Here is a 24,916-nt window from a genome sequence, read left to right on the forward strand (position 1 = left end):
GATAGATATGTCACCTAAGCGTTGTGTTAATAGCTAATACGCAAGTACTGGCTTAGTGGTTTTCTGCCAGATCAAACAGCTCCAGTATCCAGCGAAATACCAAGGCATCATCCAGCTCCAGAGCCAAGCTGTGCTGCGCCTGCTGGAAGTGTGTCGCACTGAGAATATCCTCGCGTTTATCGATCAGGGCTTTGGCATAGCCTTTGGCAAACTCTGGGTGGCCTTGTACGCAGAACACCTGCTCGCCAACCTGATACATAAACAGCGGACAAAACTCGCTACGTGCCAGTAGGGTCGCCTTCTCGGGCAATTGCTGGACTTGGTCTTGATGGCTCACCAACAGATGAAAGGGGCGAGCCGACTCCGCCTTGCTGGCCCAGCTGGGCGCTTGTATCAGCTCAGTGGTGGCGCAGCCCAAGCCCCAGCCTTTGTCTGAGTTTGCCGTGACGCCGCCCAATGCCCGCGCCAGTAGCTGGTGGCCAAAGCAGATCCCGGCCAGTTTCTGACCCTGTTGGTAGGCTTGTTGGCACCATGCGACTAACTCCACAATCCACGGCTCATCGTCGTGGGCATTGTGGCGGCTGCCGGTAATCAAGTAGCCGGCGTACTCCCCAAGTGGTGGAAGCTGGCCATCGATGGCGTGGAACACCTCAAAGGTGAGAGTAGAGTTTTGCGCGCGTAGATGCTCGATAAACATCTCATAATACTCGCCATATTCCGCAGCCAAAGCCGGGTCGACGTAATCACAGTTGAGGATTGCCAGAGTGCACATGGTGTTACCATCCTTGGGTGAGCGGCTTACTTGGGTGTTAATTATACTATGTCATCATCAGCCAATTATTGGCAATCCCCGCTTCATTGTTAAGTATTCGCCGATTTTTATCGGGAAAACTCGTGTCGAGTTGTGGAAGAAATTAATCAATTGTTTAATTCTGTATGAATTTCTCCGCTCAACTTTTACCCAGCGCCTGGCGTAAGATATTAAACATGTGATTAATTTACTTGAGTGATTGCTTGGTTATGGCCGATGCGATGGGGAGTAACAGGCGTGCCGGAAGGCCTGCTGGCGGTGACAGCGACGCACGGCAGACGCTGATTGATAGTGCGCGGCGGCTGATGGTGCGGCTGCCTTACGATAAGGTGTCTACCCGCATGATTGCCGAGCGAGCCGGGGTCAACGTGGCGATGATTCGCTACTACTTTGGCAACAAAGCCGGCTTGTTTGAGGCGATGTTGGAAGACACCCTGGCACCGATGCAGGAAGGCATGCGCCGGGTGCTGAACCAGCGGCAAGCCTTCAACTTCATCGATATGATGCGCACTTACTATCACACCATGATCCCGCAGCCGGAGTTTCCCCGGATGATTGCGCGCTTGATGGATAGCCCAGAGGATGATCCTGCACGGCAGATGTTGTTCAAGCATATGGATCAGTTCTTGGTTCCTATGGAGCAGATGGCCAAGCATCAGATCCCCAACCTGCGTGATGGCATCGACCCCCAACTGGCCAAGTTCAGCTGCATGAGCCTGATGATCTTCCCATTTTTAATGCCAACAGCGGCCTTTAAAAAGAACGGCATCGAACGCAATGAACAGTTCCTGATGCAACTGCTTGAGCACAATCTGCGCTTACTCGAGCACGGCATGCTAAGCCCTTTACAAGAGAATTCCTGATGAGCCTGCGAAAACGCCTATTATTCATTCCCGCCAGTCTGCTCGGTGCCGCTATTTTGGTGCTGGCTATCAAGACCCGACCGTCTCCGGAGCTGAATCCCGCAGCCAGTCAAGAGCGGGTGGTGGAGGTGCTTGCGCTCAGCCGCCAGCCAATGGCGCCACTGGCCACTGGCTTTGGCCGGGTGACCCCCAAACTTGAATGGCAGAGTATTGCCGAGGTGAGTGGCCGGGTTGTGTATAAATCCTCACTACTGGAACGGGGCCGGGTGGTGCCTGCGGGCAGCTTGCTGGTGAGAATTGACCCGCTCGATTATCAGTTGGTATTGGCGCAAGCCGAGGCGGATCTGCGCTCAGCACAGGCTCAGCTTAATAAGCTGGATCAGCAAGAGAGTAGTCTGCGCAGTCAGTTGCAGATCGAGCAGCAACGCCTGAGCATTAGCCGTCAGGAGCTGGCGCGCAAGCAAGACCTGCGCGAGCGTGGATTGATCTCTCAATCGGAGGTCGATATCGAGCAGCAAGCGGCCCTCGCCAGCCAGCGCACCGTTGAAGACTTGGAAAATCAGCTGTTTGTACTGCCGGATGAGCGCAAGGTGTCCGAGGCGCAGGTCAACGTCAATGAATCACGGGTGAATGAAGCGCAGCGCTCGCTCGCTCGCACCGAGATCTACCTACCCTTCGATGCCCGGATCGCCGAGGTGGATGTGGAGCAGGATCAGGTGGTGAACCTACAGCAGGTAATGCTGCGCGCCCATGGTCTGGATGTGGTGGAGATCGACGCTCAGATTGCCTTGCACGATTACAGCAACTTGGTTGCCAGCTTCAGCCCTGAGCAATTAACCGATCCCGATCGCCTCGAGCTGGGTGCAACAGTATTTTTAAACAGCGGTGAGCGGCGCTATAGCTGGCCAGCCAGCGTATCGCGGATCAGCGATAGCGTCAGCCTCAATCAGGCGACTACCGGTATTATTGTGGACGTGGAGCTGCCCACGCAGCAGCTCAACCCAGAGCGCCAGCCGACGCTAGTTAACGGCATGTTTGTGGAAGTGCAATTCGAAGGGATGGCCCAGCCGCATTGGTTGGTGCCCGAGTCCGCGTTGCACGGCGAGCGGATCTATCTGATGGAAGAGGGCCTGCTTAAGGTGGTCGCTGTCGAGGTACTGTTCCGCCGTGATGGCATGGCGGCAGTCGCCAGCGTTGAGCCTGCCGAGTTATACGAGGGCGCCTTACTGGTTCTGACCGACCTGCTTCCAGCGGTAGAAGGTATGGCGCTGCGCGCGCTTGATGCCGATAGCCCTGAGTCAGACAGCGCTGCGCCAGCAGAGGAGCAAGCCCAGTGATCCGCTACTTCTCGCGCCACCCCACCGCGGCCAACCTGATGATGTTGGCGATGATCTTGGTGGGTCTAGTCGCCCTGCCCAAGCTAAAGCGGGAAACCTTTCCTGAATTTGCTCCCCCTTATGTGATTGCGTCGGTGGTTTATCCGGGCGCCTCACCACAAGAGGTGGAGGAGAGCATCTGCCTGCGCATGGAAGATGCGGTGGATGGATTGGCGAATATCGTCGAGACCCGCTGTGAAGCGGTGGAAGGCAGCGCCTCGCTGATCCTCAAGTTGACCAATGAGGACGTGGTGCAGCGCATGCTGGTGGATGTGCAAACCCAGATTAACGCGATCAACGACTTCCCCGCTGAGATTGAATCACCGATTGTGCGTGAGCTGGACTGGAATGAGCCGGTGGTGGACGTAGCCATCCGCGCCGATATGCCGCTGCCGCAGCTAAAAGCCTATGCCGAATCGCTCAAGCGTGAGCTTAAGATCGATTATGGGGTGTCGCTGGTGGAGGTTAGCGGCTTCTCCGACCACCAACTACGGGTTGAGCTGGATATGACCGGCTTGCGCCAGCTCGGGCTGAGTGTCGCCGACGTGGCCAATCAGCTGGCCAATCAGAATATCCGCCTGCCCAGTGGCAACCTGGAAACCCCAGAGCGCAACTTCCTGTTAAGGGTGGATGGCCAAAAGGTCACCCCGGAAACGCTGGCACAGACCATTATCGGCGCCGATAGCGATGGTGCGGTGCTGCGATTGGGCGACATCGCACGGATTACCGACCGCTTCGAGCTGGACGAGCAGAAGCTGTTGTTCGATGGCGAGCCAGCGGCGATGCTGCGGATTAGCAAGAACAAGGCCGACGATGCGCTGCGGATTAAAGAGCGGGTCGCCGATTTTGTCTATGCCACCAATGAGGCCGCGCCAGCGGGCGTAACCTTGAGCATGACCAACGATATGTCGTCGCTGCTGTGGGATCGCCTGACCATGATGGTGCGCAACGGCTGGCAAGGCATCCTGTTGGTATTCGCGGTGATGTGGCTGTTTTTCTCATTCCGCTACTCGTTCTGGGTAGCGGCGGGTCTACCGGTGGCCTTTTTGGGTAGCATGTATCTGATGTCGGCCTTTGGCTTGTCGATCAACATTATGTCGCTGGTGGCGCTGCTGATGGCCATCGGCATCATGATGGATGATGCGATTGTTATCTCCGAGTCCATCGCCTCGCATATCGACCGGGGGCAAGAAGTGAAGCAGGCGGTGTACAACGGGGTGAAGAAGGTACTGCCCGGGGTTATCTCTTCCTACCTGACCACGGTGTGCATCTTTGGCAGCTTGATCTTTCTGGAAGGGGAGATGGGGGCGGTGCTCAAAGTGGTGCCGATGGTGCTGATTTTGGTGCTCAGCCTGAGTCTGGTGGAAGCCTTTTTGATTCTGCCTAACCACTTGCGCCATAGCCTGGAGAAACACCGTGAAGATAAGCAGGCGCAGGCCTGGAAGCAAGCCTTCCTAGCGCGCTTTGAAGGCTTTCGTAACAATCAGCTGGTTGCTGCGGTGAGCTGGGCGGTGCGCTGGCGCTATCTGTTTGTTGGCGCTGTGCTGGGGCTGATGCTGGCCTCGGTGGCGCTGCTAGCCGGCGGCGCGCTTAAGTTTGTGGGCTTCCCTGAGCTGGATGGCGATATTTTGGAGGCGCGGATTATTATGCCGCCGGGATCTAGCCTGTCGCAGACCGAAGCGGTGGCAGCCCAGATTGTCGCGGCTGCGCAAGTGATCGATGCCGAGTGGAGCGAAGCCAAAGAGGGTGGCGAGCCCTTGGTGCTCAATATCACCGAGCAGTATAACTTTAACGCCGATGCCGATGAGTCTGGCCCGCATGTGGCCACGGTTCGCCTGGACTTGCTCAGTGCGGAAGTTCGAGCTACCCGACTGGATGACTTAATTGAGGCATGGGAGGGTGAAACCGGTGAGCTGGCCGCGCCGGTGTCGGTGGTGTTTAAGCAGCCAGCGATGGGGCCGGGTGGCAAGGATATCGAGATCCGCATGCAGCATGACGATCTGGACATCCTCAAACAGGCCTCAGTGCAGACCCAGCAATTCTTGGCGGGCTTCGATGGGGTCAGTGGCGTGCTCGACGATATGCGCCTGGGCAAGCCGGAGATCAGCATCAGCCTGCGCCCGGGGGCGGAGAGCTTTGGTGTCAGTAGCCAGATGGTGGCGGCCCAGCTGCGCGCCGCCTATTACGGGCAAACTGCCGATGAGATCCAGCTGGGGCCGGAGAACATAAAAATCCAGGTGATGCTGGATAAGCGCCAATCCGGCGACTTGGCCAATCTGGCCAGCTTCCCGATTATCCTCGCCGATGGCAGTCAGCTGCCCTTGGGCACGGTGGCGCAGCTGGAGCACCAGCGTAACTACGTGCGGATCCAGCGGATTAACGGGCTGCGCACCTTAACGGTATCGGCCGATCTCAAGCAGAGCGTTATAAGCTCCAATGAGCTGCTTAGCCAGTTCCGAGCAGAGCTAATGCCTGAGCTGCGTAAGCAGTACCCGGGGCTGCGCTTTAACTTTGAAGGCGCAGCCAAAGACACCTCGGAGACCGGCTCGTCCATGGCCAGTGGCTTCTTGCTGGGGATCTTTGGGGTGTTTGTGATTCTTAGCTACCAGTTCCGCAGCTACCTGGAGCCGTTTGTGGTGTTGCTGGCGATACCGCTGGCCTTTATCGGTGTGCTGTGGGGCCACTTCCTGCTTGGCTATCCGATGAGCATGCCGAGTATGATGGGTTTTGTATCGCTGGCAGGTGTCGTGGTCAATGACTCGATCTTGCTGGTGCAATACATTCGCTACCACCTCGATGAGGGGGAGGATATCTACTCCTCGGTGGTGCAGGCCAGCCGCGAGCGCTTCCGGGCGGTGTTCTTGACCTCGATTACCACCGCTGCCGGTCTGCTACCGTTGATGCTGGAAACCAGCCTGCAGGCGCAGGTAATTAAGCCCTTGGTGATCTCAATTGTGTTCGGCATCTTTGCCTCGACCTTGCTGGTGCTGTTTATGATCCCCGCCGCCTACGCGATCTTGGGCGACTTTGGACTGGTTAAACGTCACGGCAAGCTGAGTGACGAGGGTCACTAACTAACGGTTTTCGGGCCTATCAGCAATACGGCCAAGTTGAAAAATGTTCACTATACTGGTTCGATAGGAACAGTTTTCGCTGAATACTGGAGCATTTGTTCAGTATTTTATAACAGCAAGCCAAGGAGGGCCCATGACCGACAGTCCGCATAGCCAGCAATTGGAATTCCCCAGCCAAGCCTTTATTAACGGCGAGTTTGTTGACGCCATCGACGGGCGCCGCTTTGCCTCAATCAACCCGGCCACCGAGGCCTTACTGGCCGAGGTGGCTCAATGTGATGAAGCCGATGTAGAGCTGGCGGTGAGCGCTGCCCGCGCCGCCTTTGAGCAGCGCGTGTGGGCCGGACTCGCTCCTGCTGAGCGTAAAGCGGCGCTGCTCAAGTTTGCCGACGCCATCGAGCAGCAGCGTGACCAGCTTGCCTTGTTGGAATGTCTGGATATGGGCAAGCCACTGGCTGATGCGCTGGGCTACGATGCGCCCGCCACCGCCCGCTGTGTGCGCTGGAACGCCGAGGCCATCGATAAGGTCTACGACGAGGTCGCCCCGGTGGGCGATGGCGCGCTGGCGCTGGTTACTCGCGAAGCCTTGGGCGTGGTTGCGGCGATTGTGCCATGGAACTTTCCCTCGGTGATGGCGGCTTGGAAGCTGGCCCCGGCCCTAGCCACCGGCAACTCGGTGATCCTCAAACCCTCGGAGAAATCCCCGCTCACTGCGCTCTATCTGGCCAAGTTGTGGCAGCAGTGTGAGCTGCCTGCTGGGGTGTTTAATGTGCTGCCGGGCTTTGGCCATGAGGTGGGCAAAGCGCTGGCGCTACATCCCGATGTGGACTGCTTAACCTTTACCGGTTCTACCGCGACCGGCAAGCAGTTGATGGTCTACGCCGGACAATCCAACCTCAAACGGGTATTCAGTGAATGTGGCGGCAAGAGCCCGAATATTGTGTTTGCCGATGCCGATCTGGACAAAGCGGCAGCCTCGGCGGTGGGGGCGATCTTCTACAACCAAGGCGAGGTGTGTACCGCTGGCTCACGTCTGCTGGTGGAGCGCTCGGTCCATCAAGCCTTGCTAGAGAAGATGCTGGCGCAGCTGGATGAGTGGCAGCCGGGCGATCCGCAGTCGCTCGCTACCCGCATGGGGGCAATGGTGGATAAAGCCCAGCTGGAGCGGGTGCTTGAGTACATCGAGAGCGGCAAACAACAAGGCGCTAAACTCGTATGCGGCGGTGAAGCGGTACAGATCGATGGCAAGGGCTACTTCCTACAACCCACTATCTTCGATGGGGTGAGCCCTGAGATGCAGATCTGGCAGGAGGAGATCTTCGGGCCGGTGCTTAGTGTGGTGTGTTTCGACACTGCCGATGAAGCCATCGCGCTAGCTAACGACAGCGTTTATGGGCTGGCTGCAGGGGTATGGTCGAGCAATGTAAATACGGCGATTCAGTGCTCGCGGCTGCTGCGGGCGGGTACCGTGTTCGTCAACAATTGGGATGGCGGCGATATGACTATGCCTTTTGGTGGCTTCAAGCAAAGCGGCAACGGGCGCGACAAGTCTTTACACGCGCTGGAAAAATACACTGAGCTCAAGTCCACCTGGATCGAGCTTACTTAAGATCCGGATCGTCAATGGCGGGCCGGGTTGCCCGCTTTTTACAAAACTTCTCGATAATAAACTGCTGATCGCGCGGGTTTAAATCAAAACGAAAAGCCACATCATTGAGCGAGCGGATGTCATCGCAGTGATGGTCGCTGATGTAGCGGATCGCCTTACACAACTGGGATCCCGGGGAGAAAAACTCTGAGCTAATCATAGTCAGTCCTCGCTCGGCTTGGGCTGGCTAATATTTAACCACAAAATAACTATGGTTTTTGTGAACGAGATGTAAATTACCACTAAAACTAGTCGTTCACTTACTCCGGCTAGACTCATCTAAACTCAGGGTAGGCGCGTAGTCTGGACAGTAGCTGATCAGCTATTTAGACTCAATAACTTAGCAAGGACGACAGCATAGAGCTGGCAGACAGAACAAGGATGAAACGATGGTGATTTCGGCGGTGGCTCGGGCTTTTAACAAGCGGACTTCGATCATGCTTGCTCTGTTGTTACTGATGGGGGGAAGGGCGGCTCCGCTATTGGCGGAAGAGAGCATCGCAGACGATGCGGTCAATATCGCCAGTGTTCGCGCCTTCGTCCCCGAACGCATCCCCAGCTACTCGGTGCAGCGACAATTCGTTGGCCAAGTGGTGGCCAAGCAAACCGCCGACATCGGCTTTGAGTTGGCCGGTAAAATCTCCCAGATATACGTCGATGAAGGGGATCGGGTTAGCGAAGGTGATATCTTGATGCAGCTGGATACCGAGCTGCTGGAGATTGAGTTCAAAGACCTACAGGCCCAGCTCCAGGTGATTGATGCCGACAGCGCGCTGGTGCGGGCCAACCTGCAACGGATCCGCTCCTTGAAGAAAAGCGGTTATGCCTCTGAGCAGAGCCTTGATGAGCTTACCGCCCAACAAAAATCCTTACGCGCTAACCGTGCCCGGGTTGAATCGTCGATTCAAGCCAACCGCACCCGGGTTGAAAAATCGACCTTGCTCGCTCCTTACGATGGCATCATCGACCGCCGCAGCGTGGCCGAAGGCACCGTGGTTGGCGCGTCTCAGCCGGTGCTGCAGGTACTGCAACAGGGTGGCAATGAGGTGAAGGTGGGGATCCCGGTACGGTTGATTCGTTATCTCGACCCGCGGCAAAAGCTAAGCGTTAGCGTGGGTGAGCAAAACTTTGCGGTGTCGCTGCTCACCAAAGGTGGCCAGGTTGACCCCACTACCCGCACGGTGCAGCTGCGCTTCGCGATTCAAGACCAAAACAACCAGTTAGTCAGCGGCCAGCTGGCCTACCTCAATGTGGTGGAGGATGTACCTGAGCCCGGCTATTGGGTGCCGTTAACCGCGATTACCGACGGCATTCGCGGCTTGTGGAACCTATACGCGATTACCCCCGCAGAGGATGGCTACTCGGTACTGGAGCGACGCGATGTGCTGGTGCGCTACGCCACCGAGACCGAGGCTTTCGTGCAGGGGGCACTGGCTGAGGATGAGGCCATTGTCGCCACCGGCATGCACCGTTATGTGCCGGGGCAGACGGTGGAAGTCTCCAACCCCAATGCCTTGCAAAACTAGGGGGAGGCCATGATTTCCTCTATCTACGCCAACAGTCGCTTTCAGTTGCTACTGGTGGCTCTGATTATCGTGGCCGGTTTGGGCGCAATCTCCAACCTGCCGCGCAGTGAAGACCCCAAGATTACCTCGCGCTTTGCTAGTATCGTGACCCAATATCCCGGCGCCTCGGCGGAGCGGGTGGAAGCGCTGGTGACCGAGCTGATTGAGAACAAGATCCGCACTCAGCCGGAGATTAATCTGGTGCAATCCTCCTCCCGCCCCGGTTTCTCGGTGCTGCAAGTGGAGCTCAAAGATGAGGTGATCGAGGTGGACCCGGTATGGTCACGGGTGCGCGATTTGGTGGGCGAGCTCAGCCCGCAGCTGCCTCCCGGCGCCTTTGACCCGGTGGTCGATGATGACCGCGGCTATGCCTTTACCACCTTGGTGGCGCTGCGCTGGGAAGGTCCCGGCGAAGAGAATTTGGCGATCCTCGGCCGCTACGCCAAGGAGCTGCAAAACCGTCTGCGTGGGGTGACTGGCACCGAGTTTGTCGATATGCAAGGGCAGGGCGAAGAAGAGATACTGGTGGAGCTGGAGCCGGAAGTGTCTGGCCGGCTGAATCTCAGCATCGAGCAGGTCTCACAACTGATTGCCGCCGCCGATGCCAAGGTGGCGGCCGGTGAACTAACCAATGATTTTAACCGCATGCAGCTGGAGCTGGTGGGCGAGCTGGACTCGGTGGAGCGCATCAAACGCATTCCACTGGTGAGCGCGGAAAATGGTTTTGTTTATCGCCTCGGCGATCTGGCCTCGGTAACGCGCCAGCTAAAATCGCCACCTGAGCAGCTGGCCACGGTAGAGCGCCAGCGGGCGATTGTGATTGGCATCCGTATGCTCTCGGAGTTTCGGGTCGATCGTTGGACCTCGTGGGTGAACGAGGAGCTGGATGAGTTTCGCGAGATCTTGCCGGCCAACGTCAGCGTCGAGGTGATCTTCGAGCAAGACGGCTACACCACCAAGCGTTTGGCGGAGCTGGTGGGCAATGTGCTGTTAGGTCTGGCGATTATCCTGGTGGTGCTGCTGTTAACCCTAGGCTGGCGCTCGGCGCTAATCGTCGGCTTCTCATTGCCGCTAACGGTGATGTTCACCTTGGCCTGTATGAATTTCTATGGCCTGCCAATTCACCAAATGTCGGTGACCGGCCTAGTGGTTGCGCTGGGGATCATGGTGGATAACGCCATCGTGATGGCCGATACGGTGGCGCAAAAACGCCAGCAAGGCTATTCCGGCAAAGACGCGGTCAGCTCGTCGATTAAGCACTTGTGGCTACCCTTGCTTGGTTCCACCCTGACCACCATACTGGCCTTTCTGCCGATTGTGTTGATGCCCGGTCCGGCGGGTGAGTTCGTTGGCGGGATCGCGCTTAGCGTGATCTTCTCGCTGATTGGCTCCTACTTTATCTCTCACGTGCTGGTATCGACCTTGTCAGGGCGCTTCCTGCCCGAATCCAAGGTGGCCGATCACTGGTATGAGCGCGGCATTCAGATCAACTGGCTGAGCCGGGTGTTCAAGGCCATGTTGGCCCTTAGCCTACGTTTTCCCAAGCTGACCATCTTGCTGGTGAGCGCGGTGCCGATGTTTGGCTTTTACAGCGCTGGTAGTCTGACCGAGCAGTTCTTCCCGCCCTCGGACCGGGATATGTTCCAGATAGAGGTGTATATGGCGCCGCAATCGAGCGTTATGGCCACCCAAGCGCTGACCGAGGACCTCACAGAGCACCTGTATGCCAAAGATGGCATCACCTCGGTGAGCTGGTTTGTCGGTAACAATGCGCCGTCGTTTTACTACAACCTGATGCTGCGCCAACAGGGCGCTAAGAACTACGCACAGGCGATGATCAAGACCGAAGACTTCCGCGCGGCCAACCGCTTGATCCCGGAGCTTCAGGCCGAGTTCGACCGCGACTTCCCCGAGGCGCAGATCCTAGTGCGCAAGCTCGAACAAGGCCCACCGTTTAATGCGCCCATCGAGCTGCGCATCTATGGGCCAAGCCTGGATGAGCTAAAACGCTTGGGCGAGCACTACCGTAGCCTGCTCTCGGAGGTGCCCCACGTATTACACACTCGGGCAACCTTGCTGGCAGGAACACCCAAGGTGTGGCTCAACGTTAACGAAGAGGCCTCGCGGATCAGCGGCTTGGCACTCACCGAGATGGCCAGCCAACTGCAGGCTCAGCTGCAAGGCCGCCTGAACGGTAGCGTGCTGGAGAGCAGCGAATCGCTGCCGGTGCGGGTGCGCATCGAAGATGAGCAGCGGGCGCGGGTGGAAAACCTCGGTAGTCTGACTTTGACCAGTATGGTTGCAGGCAGTATTCCTCTGGCCTCGCTGGCCGAGGTGGAAATTCGCCCTAGTCGGGGGGAGATCCCCCGCCGCGATGGCAAGCGGGTTAATACTGTGGAGGGCTATCTGGCGACCGACGTGCTGCCCGATCAGGTACTGGCGGTATTTCGCGAGCGTATAGCCAACGATGAGATGGTGCTACCGGCTGGCTACACCTTGGAGTTTGGCGGCGAAGGTGCTGAGCGTAACGAAGCGGTGGGCAACCTGCTAGCAAGCGTCGGCCTGATTGCGGTGATGCTGGTGACGGTGATTGTGCTGTCGTTTAACTCCTTCCGCTTGAGTGCGCTGATTGGTCTGACGGCGATTCAGGCGGCCGGTTTGGGTCTGCTGAGTGTGTTCCTTGGCCAATACCCCTTTGGCTTTACCGTGATTATCGGCCTGCTCGGTCTGATTGGTTTGGCGATCAACGCGGCCATCGTGATCCTCGCGGAGCTGCGCTCGGATGTGAAGGCCTGTAACGGCGACCCCGAGGCGATCCAGTTTGGGGTACTCTCGTGTACCCGTCATATCACCTCTACCACCATCACTACCGTGGGTGGCTTTATGCCGCTGATTCTGGCCGGTGGTGGTTTCTGGCCGCCGTTTGCGGTGGCGATTGCCGGCGGTACAGTGTTGACCACTATGCTGTCGTTCTTCTTTGTACCGACGGCGTTCTCGCTGTTGGCCAAGGGTAAGCGTGGGGTGGAGCCATCCGGCGATGAGCCAACGGTGGCTCACTAAGCCAGAGGCCGGTATCGGGGGTATCGTTAGAAGGTTGGAGGGGTTGCGGCGCTGATTAGCTCGCACTCTTCCTTGCCGGGGTTGCGAAAGCGGTGGGCTTGGCGGGTTTCAAAGTAATAGGCATCGCCCGCTTTGAGTCGCTCGGTTCGCTCGCCCACGGTTATCTCAATCTCGCCGCGTAACACTATCCCGCCTTCCTCGCCTTCGTGTTGGATAAAGTCAGGACCGGTATCGCTGCCCGGTGGGTAGATCTCGCGCAATATGGTGAGCTTGCGGCTGCTGGAGCTGGGGCCAACTAACAGCATCTTGATAATTCCATCGCCCAAATCAACCAACTCATCGGCGCGATACACCAGCTTTTCTTGCGGCTCTAGTTCGAGGCTAAAAAACTCGCCCATGGAGATGGGGATTGCATCGAGGATCTTCTTCAGCGAGCCCACCGAGGGGTTCACCTGATTCTGCTCGATTTGAGAGATCATGCTGTTGGTGACACCGCTAAGTTTGGCCAACTCACGTTGGCTCAAACCGCGCATGCTTCGTACACCTTTAAGGCGCTTGCCCAAATCCATGGCGTTGTACTCCTTGATGTCCCCGCCTTAGACCAAACTAACACGGGACTTTTGAACGGCTGGCTAGGTGTGGCCGACCAGGTGTGGCCGACTAGGTGCCGCCGGCCATACGCGCTTCCAGTATCCGGCGTTTCTCTGCCTTGGCCATAAACCACCACGCCAGGAAGCTGGCTAAAGCCACTACCGAGATAATGATGGTGGCCAGGGCGTTGATCTTGGGACTCACCCCCAAACGCACGCTGGAGAATACCACCATCGGCAAGGTGGTGGCGCTGGGACCGGAGACAAAGCTGGCAATCACCACATCGTCCAGCGACAGGGTGAAGGCTAGCAGCCAGCCAGATACGATCGCCGGCATAATGCTGGGCAGGGTCACCAGAAAGAACACCTTGAATGGGTGAGCGCCCAAGTCTTGCGCCGCCTCTTCGACGCTCAAATCCAGCTCTCGCAAACGCGAGCTTACCACCACCGCCACATAGGCGGTACAGAAGGTGGTGTGGGCAATCCAGATGGTTAACATGCCCCGCTGACTGAACAGGTCGAACACCTGACCGAGCGAGATAAACAGCAGCAGCATGCTCAGACCGGTAATCACCTCGGGCATCACCAAGGGCGCGGTAATCATAAAAGCGAAGCTGGTTTCACCACGCAACTTACCTAAGCGGGTCATGGCAAATGCGGCCAGAGTGCCGAGCACAACTGCGGCGGTGGCCGCCAAAAAGGCGATGGTCAAGCTAAGCACGATGCCGTTCATCAGCAGGTCATCACGGAATAGCTCGCCATACCACTTGGTGGAGAAGCCGCTCCACACGGTTACCAAGCGGTTAGCGTTAAACGAGTACACCACCAGGGACAAGATCGGCAGGTAGAGAAACGAGAAACCGAGACCGAGGATCAGCCATTTCCAGCGGGTTTTATAGACCGGGATCGATGACATCAGCTGGCCCCCATTTCACGTTTTTGATAGCGGTGGAAGTACATGATCGGCGCAACCAACAACAGCAACATAATGGTGGCAACCGCTGAGGCCACCGGCCAGTCGCGGTTGTTGAAGAACTCTTGCCACAGCACCTTACCGATCAATATCGAGTCGGGCCCACCGAGCAGTTCGGGGATCACGTACTCGCCCACCGACGGGATAAACACCAGCATCGAGCCTGCGATAATGCCGCCTTTGGCCAGCGGCAACAGCACCTTGAACAGCACCGTTAGGGTGGATGCGCCGAGGTCTCGGGCCGCTTCGATTAGTGAGTAGTCGATGCGCATCAGGGCGGTGTAGATGGGCAGAATCATGAACGGCAGGTAGGTATAGACGATGCCGATATACACCGCAGTATCGGTGTGCAGGATCTGCAGCGGCTTGTCGATAATCCCGATGCTCATCAGGAAGTTATTCAAGAAACCGTTGTTCCGCAGGATGCCGATCCAGGCGTACACCCGAATCAGAAAACTGGTCCAGGAGGGCAGGATAATCAGCATCAGCAAGATGTTGCGCGACGACGGGCTGGAGTGAACTATCGCCCAGGCCATCGGAAAGCCAATCAGCAGGCACAGAAAAGTCGAGATGGCAGCGATCTTCAGCGACAGCAAGTAGGCCGAGGCGTACAGGTCATCGTCGATCAGGTAGAAGTAGTTACCGACGTTAAGCAGGATCTGCAATTGCTCATCGGCGTAGCTAAGCAGCTCGCTAAACGGTGGAATGGCAATCTGCGCTTCAGCAAAGCTGATCTTGAACACGATAAAAAACGGCGCCAAAAAGAACAGCAGTAGCCAAAGGTAGGGCACACTGAGAACCAGGTACTTACTTGGTGGCAGCTTGCGACGGCGTTTGTTTTGGCGTGACTCACTCATATCTTCAGTACCACGCAGCTTTCTGCATCCCAAGAGAGACTCACTTGGTCTTCCCAGGTGGGCATGTTGTTACGGTGGCGCGCCGTGTTGGGCATGGTGGCGGTGATACGGGTGCCGCTGGGCAGGCGCACGTAGTAGATACTCTGATCGCCCAGATAGGCGATATCTTCCACCTTGCCGAGGCAGGCGTTGTAATCGTCGCAGTGATCGGCTTTGACCACCCGGATTTTCTCGGGGCGCACCGCCACCATCAGTGGTACGCCGGGGGCGGCCGACACGCCGTGGGTCAGCCGCAGTGGGCGGCCTAGCTGCTCGCTCTCGATCACCGCACCGGTGTAGTCGGTTTCTTGCAGCATACCATCGAATACGTTCACCGAGCCGATAAACTCGGCGCTAAAGCGCGAGTTGGGGTACTCGTAAATCTCTTCCGGCTCGCCGATCTGGACGAACTGACCACGATTCATAATGGCGACCCGGTCGGCCATGGTCATGGCTTCTTCTTGGTCATGGGTCACCATCACACAGGTGGCGCCCACTTTCTCAAGGATGTCTACCACCTCTAGCTGCATGCGCTCGCGCAGTTTTTTATCCAAAGCGCCCATCGGCTCGTCGAGCAACAGCAACTTGGGCCGTTTAGCTAGGCTGCGCGCTAGCGCAACCCGCTGCTTTTGCCCGCCGGAAAGCTGGTGGGGCTTGCGCTTGGCATAGTCTTGCATATGCACCAAGGAGAGCATGTAGCTGACCATGTCGGCGATCTCGCCCTTAGGCAGCTTGTCTTGCTTGAGGCCGAAGGCGATGTTCTGCTCCACCGACATATGCGGGAACAAGGCATAGGACTGGAACATCATATTGACCGGGCGCTGATGCGGCGGAACATTAATCAGCTCTTGGCCATCGAGTAGGATCTGGCCACTCGAGGGGCGCTCAAAGCCGGCCAGCATTCGCAGTAGTGTGGACTTGCCACAACCGGAGGCACCTAACAAGGCAAAAATCTCTCCCTTATCGATGGTCAGGGAGACCTGATCAACGGCCACTACACCGTCGAAATCCTTACTTAAGCTGTTTATCTGTAGCAGCGCTTCCTGGCTGGCTACCTTGGTTGCGGGTTTTGACACCACCGCCATAGGGCTATCTCCTTCGACAGTCGCGGGGCGCAGCGCGCCCCTTAGGACAGTTCAGTCCCAATGCCTTACTAATCTCTAGTTCTTCAAGAACCGGGTCCAGGAACGGGTCATCTCCCGGCTAACTTTAGCGGGCATGATTTTAGCGCCATAAAGCTTAGCCAAGGTTTCTTCACTCGGGTAGATGCCGGGGTGTTCCAAGATTTCCTGGTCGATAAATTCCCGCGAACTCGGGGTAGGGTTGGCGTACCAAACGTAGTTGGAGATCTCCGCTATCACTTCGGGGCGTAGCAGGAAGTTAATAAAGGCATGGGCGTTGTCCGGATGGGGGGCATCCGCAGGGATGGCCATCAAGTCGAACCAAGCCAGCGCGCCCTCTTCGGGGATCACATAGGCCACTTCCACACCGTTATCCGCTTCGGCTGCGCGGTCTGCTGCTTGCAGTACATCGCCTGACCAACCAATGGCAACACAGATGTCGCCGTTCGCGAGGTCGTTAATATACTGGGAAGAGTGGAAGTAAGTCACGTATGGACGCAATTTTTCCATCAAAAGAAAGGCTTCGGCGTCTTCTTTGTAATCGCTAAGCTCAGAACTGTTCGGATCTTTGCCTAAATAATGCAAGATGGCGGCATAGATCTCGGTGGGCGCATTAAGAAAGGCCACCCCACATTTTTCGAGCTTCGCCAGGTTCTCGGGTTTAAATACTAAATCCCAGCTGCCGATGGGGGCATCTTCGCCAAGCACTTCGGTCACCTTGGCCACGTTGTAACCGAGGCCGGTGGTTCCCCACAAGTACGGTACTGCATAGGTATTATCCGGATCGGAGGTCTCCTCGAGCATGCTCATGATCTTGGGGTCGAGATTGCCGTAGTTGCTTAGCTTGGACTTATCCAGTGGCATAAACGCCCCCGCCATCGCCTGACGCGCCAGAAAATCTGAGGTAGGAACCACTAAATCGAAGCCGGTGGAGCCGGCCAAGATCTTGGCTTCCAGCACTTCGTTGGAGTCGAATACGTCGTAGACCACATCAATGCCGGTTTCTTGCTCGAACTGCTCAATGGTCTCTTCGGCGATATAGTCCGACCAATTGTAGACATGCAGTACCTTGTCCTCGGCAGAGAGCGCCGGGGTGCTGAGCAGTAGGCTCGTGGTTAACGCGCTGGTAGCGAAGGCTGTTGAGTGTTTCATCCTTGAATCTCCTGATAATTGGGCGGGTGCCCACTATTAATCGTTACAACTAATCGATACAGCTTACTCTTCTATTTAACTCCCAATGTCGACGCGGTTTGATCCAAACTGCGGCGGATCAGCGTCAGCATTAAATCAATCTCTTCAATGGTCATCACCAGCGGCGGTGAGATAATCATGGTATCGCCACAGGCGCGCATGATGATGCCGTTCTCGATGCAGATATCGCGACAGACAACGCCGGCCTGGCGTGACTTGGCAAAACGCCCCATGGTTTGCTTGTTGGCGACCAGTTCGAGTGCGGCCACAAAGCCGCAGCTGCGCGCCTCACCAACCAGTGGGTGCTCGGCCAGCTTGGCCCATTGCTCGGCGAGGTAGGGGGCTAATTGCTCGCCGACTCGAGCCACATGGCCCTCGCTCTCCAGCAGCTCAATATTTTTAAGCGCAACGGCGCAGGCGGCTGGGTGGCCGCTGTAGGTAAAGCCGTGGGCGAACTCGGTATCGGCATCAATCAACACCTGCGCCACTTCGTCGCTGACCATTACCGCGCCCAGCGGCAGATAGCCCGAGGTAATGCCCTTGGCCAGGCACATCAAATCGGGGTGGATATTAAAGGTTTGGCTGGCGAACCAGTTGCCGGTGCGGCCAAAGCCACAGATCACCTCATCGGCCACCAACAGGATTTGGTACTTGTCGCAGATCCGCTGGATCTCCGGCCAGTAGCTATCCGGTGGAATGATTACCCCGCCTGCGCCTTGGATCGGTTCGGCGATAAAGGCGGCGACCTTGTCCTCACCCAGCTCTAAGATCTTCTGCTCAAGCTGAGCGGCGCGCTCTAAACCGAAGCTGTGCGGGTCTTGTCCTTGGCCTTCACCAAACCAATAAGGCTGGTCGATATGTTCGATATTGGGCAACGGCAGGCCGCCTTGGGCATGCATAAATTCCATGCCGCCGAGGCTGGCACCGGCCATGGTCGAGCCATGGTAGGCGTTGTGGCGGCTGATAATCACCTGTTTGTCAGGGTGGCCTTTGCTGGTCCAGTAGTGGCGCACCATCCGCACCACGGTGTCGTTACACTCCGAGCCGGAGCCGGTAAAAAAGGCGCGATTGAGATCCCCGGGGCACAGCTCTGCCAGCTTCTGAGAGAGCGCCATCGCTGGCGGGTGGGTGCTTTGAAAGAACAGGTTGTAATAGGGGAGCTGGCGCATCTGCGCGGCGGCGGCTTCGACTAACTCGTCGCGGCCGTAGCCGAGATTCACGCACCACAGACCGGCCATGCCATCGAGCAGGCGATTGCCCTTGTTGTCGAATACAAACACGCCTTCGGCGCGTTCGATAACCCGCGGCCCAGTCTGGTTGAGCTGTTTGTAGTTGGAAAATGGCGGTAGACAATAGTCGGCGCTGAGCTGTTGCATATTCACCTCAAAATTATCGTTAACAAGGGCTAGACGTTGAGCAGCAGGTACTCGCGTTCCCAGGAGCTGATGACCTTGAAGTAGGTCTGATACTCCTTGCGTTTTACTGCCACGTAGCAGTTCACGAAGTGCTCGCCCAACAGCTCTTTAAGCTCGTCACTTCGCTCTAGTTTGAACAGTGCCTCTTCCAAGGTGCCGGGCAGGGCATAGCGGTGCTCGCTGACATCGCGGGTCTCTTGGGCATTGGGTTTTAGCCCGCGCTTCATGCCCAAGTAGCCGCAAGCTAGGGTGACAGCCATGGCCAGATAGGGGTTGGCATCGGCGCCGGCAAAACGGTTTTCCACACGGCGATTGGCGGGATCGGCCCGGGGGACGCGTAAACCGACGCTGCGGTTATCTACGCCCCATTGCAGGTTAATGGGGGCGGAGTCGCCGAACATCAGCCGCCGATAGCTATTCACATTGGGGGCATAGAAGGAGATCGCGGCCGGGGTAAAGTGTTGTAACCCAGCCAAATAGCTGGAGAACATGGCACTGGCTTGGCCATCGGGCTGGCTAAACAGGTTGTTGCCGTTGCCATCTAACAGGCTTTGGTGGATGTGCATGGCACTGCCGGGCTCGTGCTCCATTGGCTTGGCCATAAAGGTGGCGTAGATATCGTGGGCCAGGGCTGCCTCGCGCATGGTGCGTTTAAACAGGAACACTTGGTCACACAAGTTGAGTGCTTCGCCGTGGTCGAAGTTGATCTCCATCTGCGCCGCGCCGGACTCATGTACCAGCGTGTCCACCTCCAGCTGCTGGATATCGCAGTAGTCGTACATGTCCTCGAACACCGGATCAAACTCGTTGACCGCGTCGATGCTAAAGGACTGGCGAGCGGTTTCCGGGCGGCCGTTGCGCCCTTCCGGTGGCTGCAGCGGGTAATCCCAGTCGAGGTTTTTCTTCACTAAGAAGAACTCCAGCTCGGGAGCTACGATGGGTCGCCAGCCTTCATCTTCATAGAGTTTGAGTACCCGCTTTAGCACTGAACGAGGGGCAAAGCCGATCAACTCGCCGCTGCTGTCGAAGCAGTCGTGGATCAGTTGGGCGGTGGGCTCCTTGGCCCAGGGGACTAAGCGCAGGCTGGATTCATCGGGCTCCAGCTGCATATCTTTCTCGGTCCAGTCGAACAGGCCCTCGTCTTCCGGCCATTCGCCGGTGACGGTTTGGAAGAAGATGGATTCGGGCAGGCGCATACCGCCTTCGCGCAGGTATTTCTTGGCCGGGATAATCTTACCCCGGGCGTTACCGGTGAGGTCGGGGATCAGACATTCAACCTCGGTAATCTGGTGTTGTGCAAACCACTTGGCGATACTTTCCATAGTCACCTTTTTCACAGGGTCCACAGTTTGATGTGGGCCGTCCTTTGAACATTATTTGCACATTAAGCATCGTCAGCTGATGACAAAAAGTCAATCAGCTGTTAAATATTTTGAAACAAAAACAGTCTCTACTGCCAAAGTTGCATGCTGAATTTGCGTTATACTGAACGCTAACGACGACATGGGAGGGATACCGTGTTCCAGCTGAAATCCACGCAAACGCTAGATAAAGGCTCCAGCCAATCGGCCTTGGAGCAGGAAGTTGCAGATTTTCTGGCTGCCAATCCGCAGTTAGAGAGCATCGACCTGATGCTCAGCGATATCAATGGGGTGATTCGCGGAAAACGGATTGAACCCGACAGCTTGGGCAAGATTGCCAAAGAAGGCATGTGCCTGCCTGCCTCGGTGTTTGCGCTGGATATCTGTGGCGAAACCGTCGAGGAGACCGGACTGGGCTTTGCCCAAGGCGATGCCGATCGGCTGTGCTTTATGGTGCCGGGCAGTCTCTGTTTGATTCCTTGGAAGCCGCAGGCCGCACAGGTGTTAGTCAGCATGTTCGAGCTTGATCATCGTCCCTTCTATGCCGACCCACGTCATTTACTCGAAACCCAGTTAGCCCGCTTGCACGAACAAAGCTTGTTTCCTTGTGTCGCCATTGAGTGGGAGTTCTACCTACTCGACCCCAAAGCCGATAACGAAGGCCAGCCGCGCCCGCCGATCCTACCCAAAGCCAAGCAGCGCATGCAGCAAACTCAAGTTTATTCATTGGATGAGTTGGACGAGTTCGAGGTGTTTATCCATGACGTGCACCTCGCTTGCCATGCCCAAGGCATTCCCAGCGACAATGTGATTGCCGAGTATGCGCCCGGCCAGTTTGAGGTGAACCTGCGTCATCAGCATGACCCGATGTTGGCCTGCGATCAGGCGATATTGCTAAAACGTACCATCAAGGCGATCGCCAAGCAGCACGGCTACGTGGCAACCTTTATGGCCAAACCTTACGCCGAGCACAGCGGCAATGGCTGCCATATGCACCTGAGCTTACTCGATGGGCAGGGGGAGAACCTGTTCGCCACTCAGCCTGCTTTGCTCGAACAGGCGGTGGCGGGGGTGTTGGACACCCTGCCCGATGCCATCGCCCTGCTGGCCCCCAATGCCAACTCCTACCGCCGCTTCCAGCCGGATATGTTTGTGCCCTTGCATGCCAACTGGGGCTGGGACAACCGCACGGTAGCGCTGCGCATCCCCTCGGGTACCGAGGAAAACACCCGTATCGAGAATCGTGTCGCCGGCGCCGACTGTAACCCCTACATCGCCATGGCCAGTATGCTGGCCGGGCTGCAACGCGGGATCAGCGAAAAGCTAAGCTGCCCAGCTCCTTGCGAAGGGGATGCCGGCGGCGTTGGGCCGACCTTGCCGTTGCATTGGCCGCAGGCCTTGGAACAGTTCCAAGACAGTGTGCTCTATCGTGAGTTGGGTGAGAATTTTAGCCATGTGTATTTAGCGAACAAGCAGCATGAACTGCAGCGTTTTGAGGCCAGTGTCTCTCCGCTGGAACAACGTTGGTACCAACAACAGGTGTAGGAGGCCTTATGGCGCGCGATGACAACGCTTCGTACTATTGGGCTTCGGCCAATCAACAGTTTGATTTAGACCCTCTGCGCGGCGAACAGCAGTTCGATGTGGCCGTCGTGGGGGCCGGTATCACCGGCCTGACGAGCGCCTTAGCGCTGGCAGAGCGTGGCTACAAGGTGTGTGTATTGGAAGGCCAAACGGTGGGCTTTGGTGCATCGGGGCGCAGCGGCGGACAAGCGATTTTTGGCTGGGCGGCCGAGCAAGATACTTTGGAAAAACTGGTGGGCAAGCAAGATGCCCGCACACTGTGGGAGTTAGCGTTGGAAGGACTGGCGCTGACCAAGCAGAACATCGCCAAGTACCATATCGACTGCGACTGGCAAGACGGTATGGCGCATCTGGGGATCAAGCCGCGGCATGCGCTGGATCTGGAAGAGTGGTATCACAGCCTGACCGAAGATTATGGCTATCAAGGGCTCGAGCTGTGGGACAAGCAACAGCTCGAGCAGCAGCTCGGCAGTACTCGCTACAACAGCGCGATTTTCGATCCCAACAGTGGCCACCTGCACCCCTTAAATTACACCCTTGGCCTGGCCAAGGCAGCGCTCGGGGCTGGCGTGAGCATCTTTGAGCACTCCCCGGTGACCAAGCTTGAGCGAGGTCCATCGACTTGCCTCCTCACTTCGCAAGGGCAAGTGCGTTGCCAGCATGTGGTATTGGCGTGCAATGCCTATATGCAGGGGCTGGAGTCTAAGCTGGAGTCGAAGGTGATGCCGGTGGGCACCTATATCTGCGCCACCAAGCCATTGGGGCAAGAGCGCGCCGAGCAGCTGATCCGCAACAATATGGCGGTGTGCGATATCAACTTCGTACTGGATTACTACCGCCGCTCGGTTGACCATCGCATGCTGTTTGGCGGGCGAGTTAGCTATTCCGGTGTGGCGCCGTGCGATCTGGCAGCCACCATGGCCAAGCGGATGCGCTGGGTGTTCCCGCAGCTAAGCCATGACGAGGTGGAGTTTGCCTGGGGCGGCAATGTGGCAATTACCATGAATCGCGCGCCCCACTTTGGCCGACTGGAGGATAACATCTACTTTGCCCAAGGCTTTTCCGGCCACGGTATCGCAGCGACGGCGCTGGCCGGCTCGTTGATGGCCGAAGCGGTGGCCGGCACCGCCGAGCGTTTGGATGTGTTCGAGAAGATCCCGCATTACCCTTTCCCGGGCGGGCGTTTGCTGCGCACGCCAGCGCTAGTGTTGGCAATGGCCTACTACCGGATTCGGGATCTGCTTTAACACCATGTGTTATCCCACCAAAGAGCCTCTGTTATGCGAGGCTCTTTTCATTTTCTGCGTGGGTTTTATACTGCGGGTGGGCGTCACGCTCTAACAATTACACAACAAAAGTACTGGGAAAGTGAACAATGTACAAAACTGCGATCTCTTCGCTCTATCCACAGGCAAGCCGAATGGTATACGGCTGCATGGGGCTGGGCGGCGACTGGACTGAGAACCCATATAACAGCGGGCATGTCGAGCAAGCGGCTGCAGCCATCGATGCAGCCATGGAAATCGGCATCAACTTCTTTGACCATGCCGATATCTACACCCGTGGCAAGGCCGAGCAAGTGTTCGGCGAGGTGCTGGCACAGCGCGCTGGCCTGCGTGAACAGCTGATTATCCAATCTAAATGCGGTATCCGCTTCGAAGACCAACACGGCTGCGGTCGCTATGACTGGTCGCGAGAGCATATTTTGCGCTCGGTGGAGCAAAGTCTGAACAACCTGAAGACCGACTATCTGGATATCTTGTTACTGCACCGCCCGGATCCGCTGGCAGACGTACATGAAGTGGCTGAGGTATTCGAGCAGTTGCGCAGCCAAGGCGTGGTGAAGCATTTTGGTGTGTCTAACATGCAGGCAGCGCAGATGGCCTATCTGCAAAGTGTGCTGCCAGAGCCGCTGGTGGCGAACCAACTGGAGTTGAGCCTGTCCCATCTCGATTGGTTGGAGCAGGGCATTGGCGAGAACAATGGCTTTGGCAAGAATCTGGCGTTCACTCCGGGCACCCTGGAGTACTGTGCCCAGCACAAGGTGCAGATCCAAGCATGGGGCAGCCTGTCGCAGGGGCGCTTCTCTGGTCGCCACTTCGATGATGCCTCGGACGCTGAGCGCCACACGGCCGAGTTGGTGGCGCGTTATGCCGATGAACTAGGGGCTAGCCGAGAGGCGGTGGTACTGGCTTGGCTGATGCGCCATCCTGTTGGGATTCAACCGGTTATCGGCTCTGCCAACGTGGATCGAATTAAGGCCTGCGCCGGTGCAGATCAGCTTGAACTGAGCCGCGAGCAATGGTATCAACTGTATGTGAGTTCTCGAGGTAATCCATTACCTTAGAGGCTTTGCCGCGCAAGCGTTGGCGTGTTTTAAGCCGTTTGTTGATTTCCTGAGCAAACAGGAAATTTTTTCGAAGAAACGGCTTTACAAGGGGGGGCGACTTCCCTAATATACGCCTCCGCCAGCGTTGAGCACCCGTAGCTCAGCTGGATAGAGCGTCGCCCTCCGGAGGCGAAGGTCACAGGTTCGACTCCTGTCGGGTGCGCCATGTGGCAACAAGCTCTAAAAAACAATGGTGGGTATAGCTCAGTTGGTAGAGCCCCGGATTGTGATTCCGGTTGTCGTGGGTTCAAATCCCATTACTCACCCCACTTGCGAAGGTGGTGAAATTGGTAGACACGCTAGCTTCAGGTGCTAGTGGCTTAACGGCCGTGGGGGTTCAAGTCCCCCCCTTCGCACCATAATCTTCTCGAAGATTATGAAACCTGACGATGAGCTTTTTTTGGTAGCGCATCGTTAATAGGGTAAACCAAAACTTGTCGGTGAATAGCGCAGTTTGGTAGCGCATCGTCGCGAAGCTCATAAAGAGCGGGACCTGAGGTCACAAACCTCAGCAAGTAATTTAGCCAAAATTTGTCGGTGAATAGCGCAGTTTGGTAGCGCATCTGGTTTGGGACCAGAGGGTCGGGGGTTCGAATCCCTCTTCACCGACCACTATTTTGAAGACCCGCTCGTTGAGCGGGTTTTTCTATAGATGGGTTTTAACCCATTACTCACCCCATTTGCGAAGGTGGTGAAATTGGTAGACACGCTAGCTTCAGGTGCTAGTGACTTAACGGTCGTGGGGGTTCAAGTCCCCCCCTTCGCACCATAATCTTCTGAAAGATTATGACCTGTCGGTGAATAGCGCAGTTTGGTAGCGCATCTGGTTTGGGACCAGAGGGTCGGGGGTTCGAATCCCTCTTCACCGACCACCTTCCGAAGCCCTGCTCAATCGAGCAGGGCTTTTTCGTTTGCCCAATGAAAGTGCCTGCGCATCTTCGCGAAGCCAATAAAGAGCGGACCAGAGGGGGCCGAAGGCCCGAATCCCTCTTCACCGAC

Annotated in this window: 18 protein-coding genes and 6 tRNA genes; 15 read left to right on the plus strand and 9 right to left on the minus strand. The window is 56.8% G+C overall.

Annotation, left to right across the window (positions count from 1 at the left end; all coding sequences use genetic code 11):
* Positions 1–52: 52 nt before the first annotated feature.
* The gene (locus G462_RS0102300; protein WP_026957541.1) at positions 53–772 is read right to left on the minus strand and encodes a glutamine amidotransferase-related protein; all 720 of its coding nucleotides are present in this window, start codon (positions 770–772) and stop codon (positions 53–55) included.
* Between the two features lie 230 nt (positions 773–1,002).
* Between G462_RS0102300 and G462_RS0102305 the strand changes: the two genes are divergently transcribed.
* From G462_RS0102305 to G462_RS0102320, 4 genes are all read left to right on the plus strand, one after another.
* On the plus strand, positions 1,003–1,674 hold the full coding sequence (locus G462_RS0102305) for a TetR/AcrR family transcriptional regulator (RefSeq protein ID WP_211234175.1): 672 nt from the start codon (positions 1,003–1,005) through the stop codon (positions 1,672–1,674).
* Entirely contained in the window at positions 1,674–3,011 is a 1,338-nt protein-coding gene (locus G462_RS0102310; RefSeq protein ID WP_026957543.1) for an efflux RND transporter periplasmic adaptor subunit, read from the plus strand. The genes G462_RS0102305 and G462_RS0102310 overlap by 1 nt, the downstream gene beginning before the upstream one ends.
* Complete coding sequence (locus G462_RS0102315) at positions 3,008–6,124, plus strand: efflux RND transporter permease subunit (protein ID WP_026957544.1); 3,117 nt, start codon at positions 3,008–3,010, stop codon at positions 6,122–6,124. Before G462_RS0102310 ends, G462_RS0102315 begins: the two co-directional genes overlap by 4 nt.
* Positions 6,125–6,257: 133 nt before the next feature.
* On the plus strand, positions 6,258–7,733 hold the full coding sequence (locus G462_RS0102320; protein WP_026957545.1) for an aldehyde dehydrogenase: 1,476 nt from the start codon (positions 6,258–6,260) through the stop codon (positions 7,731–7,733).
* On the opposite strand, the gene G462_RS21550 is transcribed toward G462_RS0102320, so the two are convergent.
* Positions 7,726–7,932 (minus strand): hypothetical protein, encoded by a 207-nt coding sequence (locus tag G462_RS21550; RefSeq protein WP_035476479.1) that lies wholly within the window; start codon positions 7,930–7,932, stop codon positions 7,726–7,728. The genes G462_RS0102320 and G462_RS21550 overlap by 8 nt on opposite strands.
* 277 nt (positions 7,933–8,209) lie before the next feature.
* Between G462_RS21550 and G462_RS0102330 the strand changes: the two genes are divergently transcribed.
* On the plus strand, positions 8,210–9,298 hold the full coding sequence (locus G462_RS0102330; protein ID WP_245579518.1) for an efflux RND transporter periplasmic adaptor subunit: 1,089 nt from the start codon (positions 8,210–8,212) through the stop codon (positions 9,296–9,298).
* A 9-nt stretch (positions 9,299–9,307) separates the two neighbouring features.
* Entirely contained in the window at positions 9,308–12,397 is a 3,090-nt protein-coding gene (locus G462_RS0102335) for an efflux RND transporter permease subunit (protein ID WP_026957547.1), read from the plus strand.
* Between the two features lie 26 nt (positions 12,398–12,423).
* Here G462_RS0102335 and G462_RS0102340 read toward each other — a convergent pair whose 3' ends face one another.
* The 7 genes from G462_RS0102340 to G462_RS0102370 all read right to left on the minus strand — a co-directional run bounded on the left by G462_RS0102340 (position 12,424) and on the right by G462_RS0102370 (position 19,905).
* Complete coding sequence (locus G462_RS0102340; protein WP_026957548.1) at positions 12,424–12,966, minus strand: cupin domain-containing protein; 543 nt, start codon at positions 12,964–12,966, stop codon at positions 12,424–12,426.
* A 91-nt stretch (positions 12,967–13,057) separates the two neighbouring features.
* Complete coding sequence (locus tag G462_RS0102345) at positions 13,058–13,903, minus strand: ABC transporter permease subunit (RefSeq protein WP_026957549.1); 846 nt, start codon at positions 13,901–13,903, stop codon at positions 13,058–13,060.
* Positions 13,903–14,817 (minus strand): putrescine ABC transporter permease PotH, encoded by a 915-nt coding sequence (potH, locus tag G462_RS0102350; protein WP_026957550.1) that lies wholly within the window; start codon positions 14,815–14,817, stop codon positions 13,903–13,905. The genes G462_RS0102345 and potH overlap by 1 nt, the downstream gene beginning before the upstream one ends.
* Complete coding sequence (potG, locus tag G462_RS0102355; RefSeq protein ID WP_026957551.1) at positions 14,814–15,941, minus strand: putrescine ABC transporter ATP-binding subunit PotG; 1,128 nt, start codon at positions 15,939–15,941, stop codon at positions 14,814–14,816. The genes potH and potG overlap by 4 nt, the downstream gene beginning before the upstream one ends.
* A gap of 75 nt (positions 15,942–16,016) precedes the next feature.
* Entirely contained in the window at positions 16,017–17,129 is a 1,113-nt protein-coding gene (locus G462_RS0102360; RefSeq protein WP_026957552.1) for an extracellular solute-binding protein, read from the minus strand.
* Positions 17,130–17,200: 71 nt separating this feature from the next.
* Positions 17,201–18,544, minus strand: coding sequence for an aspartate aminotransferase family protein (locus G462_RS0102365; RefSeq protein WP_035476482.1), 1,344 nt, complete (start codon positions 18,542–18,544; stop codon positions 17,201–17,203).
* A gap of 29 nt (positions 18,545–18,573) precedes the next feature.
* Entirely contained in the window at positions 18,574–19,905 is a 1,332-nt protein-coding gene (locus G462_RS0102370) for a glutamine synthetase family protein (protein ID WP_026957554.1), read from the minus strand.
* 195 nt (positions 19,906–20,100) lie between these two features.
* On the opposite strand from G462_RS0102370, the gene G462_RS0102375 reads away from it, so the two are divergent.
* From G462_RS0102375 to G462_RS0102415, 9 genes are all read left to right on the plus strand, one after another.
* Positions 20,101–21,489, plus strand: a complete 1,389-nt coding sequence (locus G462_RS0102375) for a glutamine synthetase family protein (protein WP_245579519.1) — start codon at positions 20,101–20,103, stop codon at positions 21,487–21,489.
* 8 nt (positions 21,490–21,497) lie between these two features.
* Complete coding sequence (locus G462_RS0102380; RefSeq protein ID WP_026957556.1) at positions 21,498–22,775, plus strand: NAD(P)/FAD-dependent oxidoreductase; 1,278 nt, start codon at positions 21,498–21,500, stop codon at positions 22,773–22,775.
* 128 nt (positions 22,776–22,903) lie between these two features.
* The gene (locus G462_RS0102385) at positions 22,904–23,875 is read left to right on the plus strand and encodes an aldo/keto reductase (protein WP_026957557.1); all 972 of its coding nucleotides are present in this window, start codon (positions 22,904–22,906) and stop codon (positions 23,873–23,875) included.
* Positions 23,876–24,006: 131 nt separating this feature from the next.
* Positions 24,007–24,083 (plus strand) — tRNA-Arg (locus tag G462_RS0102390).
* Between the two features lie 27 nt (positions 24,084–24,110).
* A tRNA-His gene (locus G462_RS0102395) sits at positions 24,111–24,186 on the plus strand.
* Positions 24,187–24,189: 3 nt separating this feature from the next.
* Positions 24,190–24,276, plus strand: a tRNA-Leu gene (locus G462_RS0102400).
* 176 nt (positions 24,277–24,452) lie between these two features.
* A tRNA-Pro gene (locus G462_RS0102405) sits at positions 24,453–24,529 on the plus strand.
* Positions 24,530–24,599: 70 nt separating this feature from the next.
* A tRNA-Leu gene (locus G462_RS0102410) sits at positions 24,600–24,686 on the plus strand.
* A gap of 26 nt (positions 24,687–24,712) precedes the next feature.
* A tRNA-Pro gene (locus tag G462_RS0102415) sits at positions 24,713–24,789 on the plus strand.
* Positions 24,790–24,916 lie beyond the last annotated feature (127 nt).

The sequence above is a fragment of the Aliagarivorans taiwanensis DSM 22990 genome (genome assembly GCF_000429505.1).
In the GTDB taxonomy this organism is placed as follows: Bacteria; Pseudomonadota; Gammaproteobacteria; order Enterobacterales; family Celerinatantimonadaceae; genus Aliagarivorans; species Aliagarivorans taiwanensis.

Excerpts from the sequence above, each read along its gene's own strand:
- G462_RS0102300 (WP_026957541.1), bottom strand. The coding sequence starts at position 772 with ATGTGCACTCTGGCAATCCTCAACTGTGATTACGTCGACCCGGCTTTG.
- G462_RS0102310 (WP_026957543.1), top strand. The coding sequence starts at position 1,674 with ATGAGCCTGCGAAAACGCCTATTATTCATTCCCGCCAGTCTGCTCGGT.
- G462_RS0102320 (WP_026957545.1), top strand. The coding sequence starts at position 6,258 with ATGACCGACAGTCCGCATAGCCAGCAATTGGAATTCCCCAGCCAAGCC.
- G462_RS21550 (WP_035476479.1), bottom strand. The coding sequence starts at position 7,932 with ATGATTAGCTCAGAGTTTTTCTCCCCGGGATCCCAGTTGTGTAAGGCG.
- G462_RS0102330 (WP_245579518.1), top strand. The coding sequence starts at position 8,210 with ATGCTTGCTCTGTTGTTACTGATGGGGGGAAGGGCGGCTCCGCTATTG.
- G462_RS0102335 (WP_026957547.1), top strand. The coding sequence starts at position 9,308 with ATGATTTCCTCTATCTACGCCAACAGTCGCTTTCAGTTGCTACTGGTG.
- G462_RS0102340 (WP_026957548.1), bottom strand. The coding sequence starts at position 12,966 with ATGGATTTGGGCAAGCGCCTTAAAGGTGTACGAAGCATGCGCGGTTTG.
- G462_RS0102345 (WP_026957549.1), bottom strand. The coding sequence starts at position 13,903 with ATGTCATCGATCCCGGTCTATAAAACCCGCTGGAAATGGCTGATCCTC.
- potH (WP_026957550.1), bottom strand. The coding sequence starts at position 14,817 with ATGAGTGAGTCACGCCAAAACAAACGCCGTCGCAAGCTGCCACCAAGT.
- potG (WP_026957551.1), bottom strand. The coding sequence starts at position 15,941 with ATGGCGGTGGTGTCAAAACCCGCAACCAAGGTAGCCAGCCAGGAAGCG.
- G462_RS0102360 (WP_026957552.1), bottom strand. The coding sequence starts at position 17,129 with ATGAAACACTCAACAGCCTTCGCTACCAGCGCGTTAACCACGAGCCTA.
- G462_RS0102365 (WP_035476482.1), bottom strand. The coding sequence starts at position 18,544 with ATGCAACAGCTCAGCGCCGACTATTGTCTACCGCCATTTTCCAACTAC.
- G462_RS0102370 (WP_026957554.1), bottom strand. The coding sequence starts at position 19,905 with ATGGAAAGTATCGCCAAGTGGTTTGCACAACACCAGATTACCGAGGTT.
- G462_RS0102380 (WP_026957556.1), top strand. The coding sequence starts at position 21,498 with ATGGCGCGCGATGACAACGCTTCGTACTATTGGGCTTCGGCCAATCAA.
- G462_RS0102385 (WP_026957557.1), top strand. The coding sequence starts at position 22,904 with ATGTACAAAACTGCGATCTCTTCGCTCTATCCACAGGCAAGCCGAATG.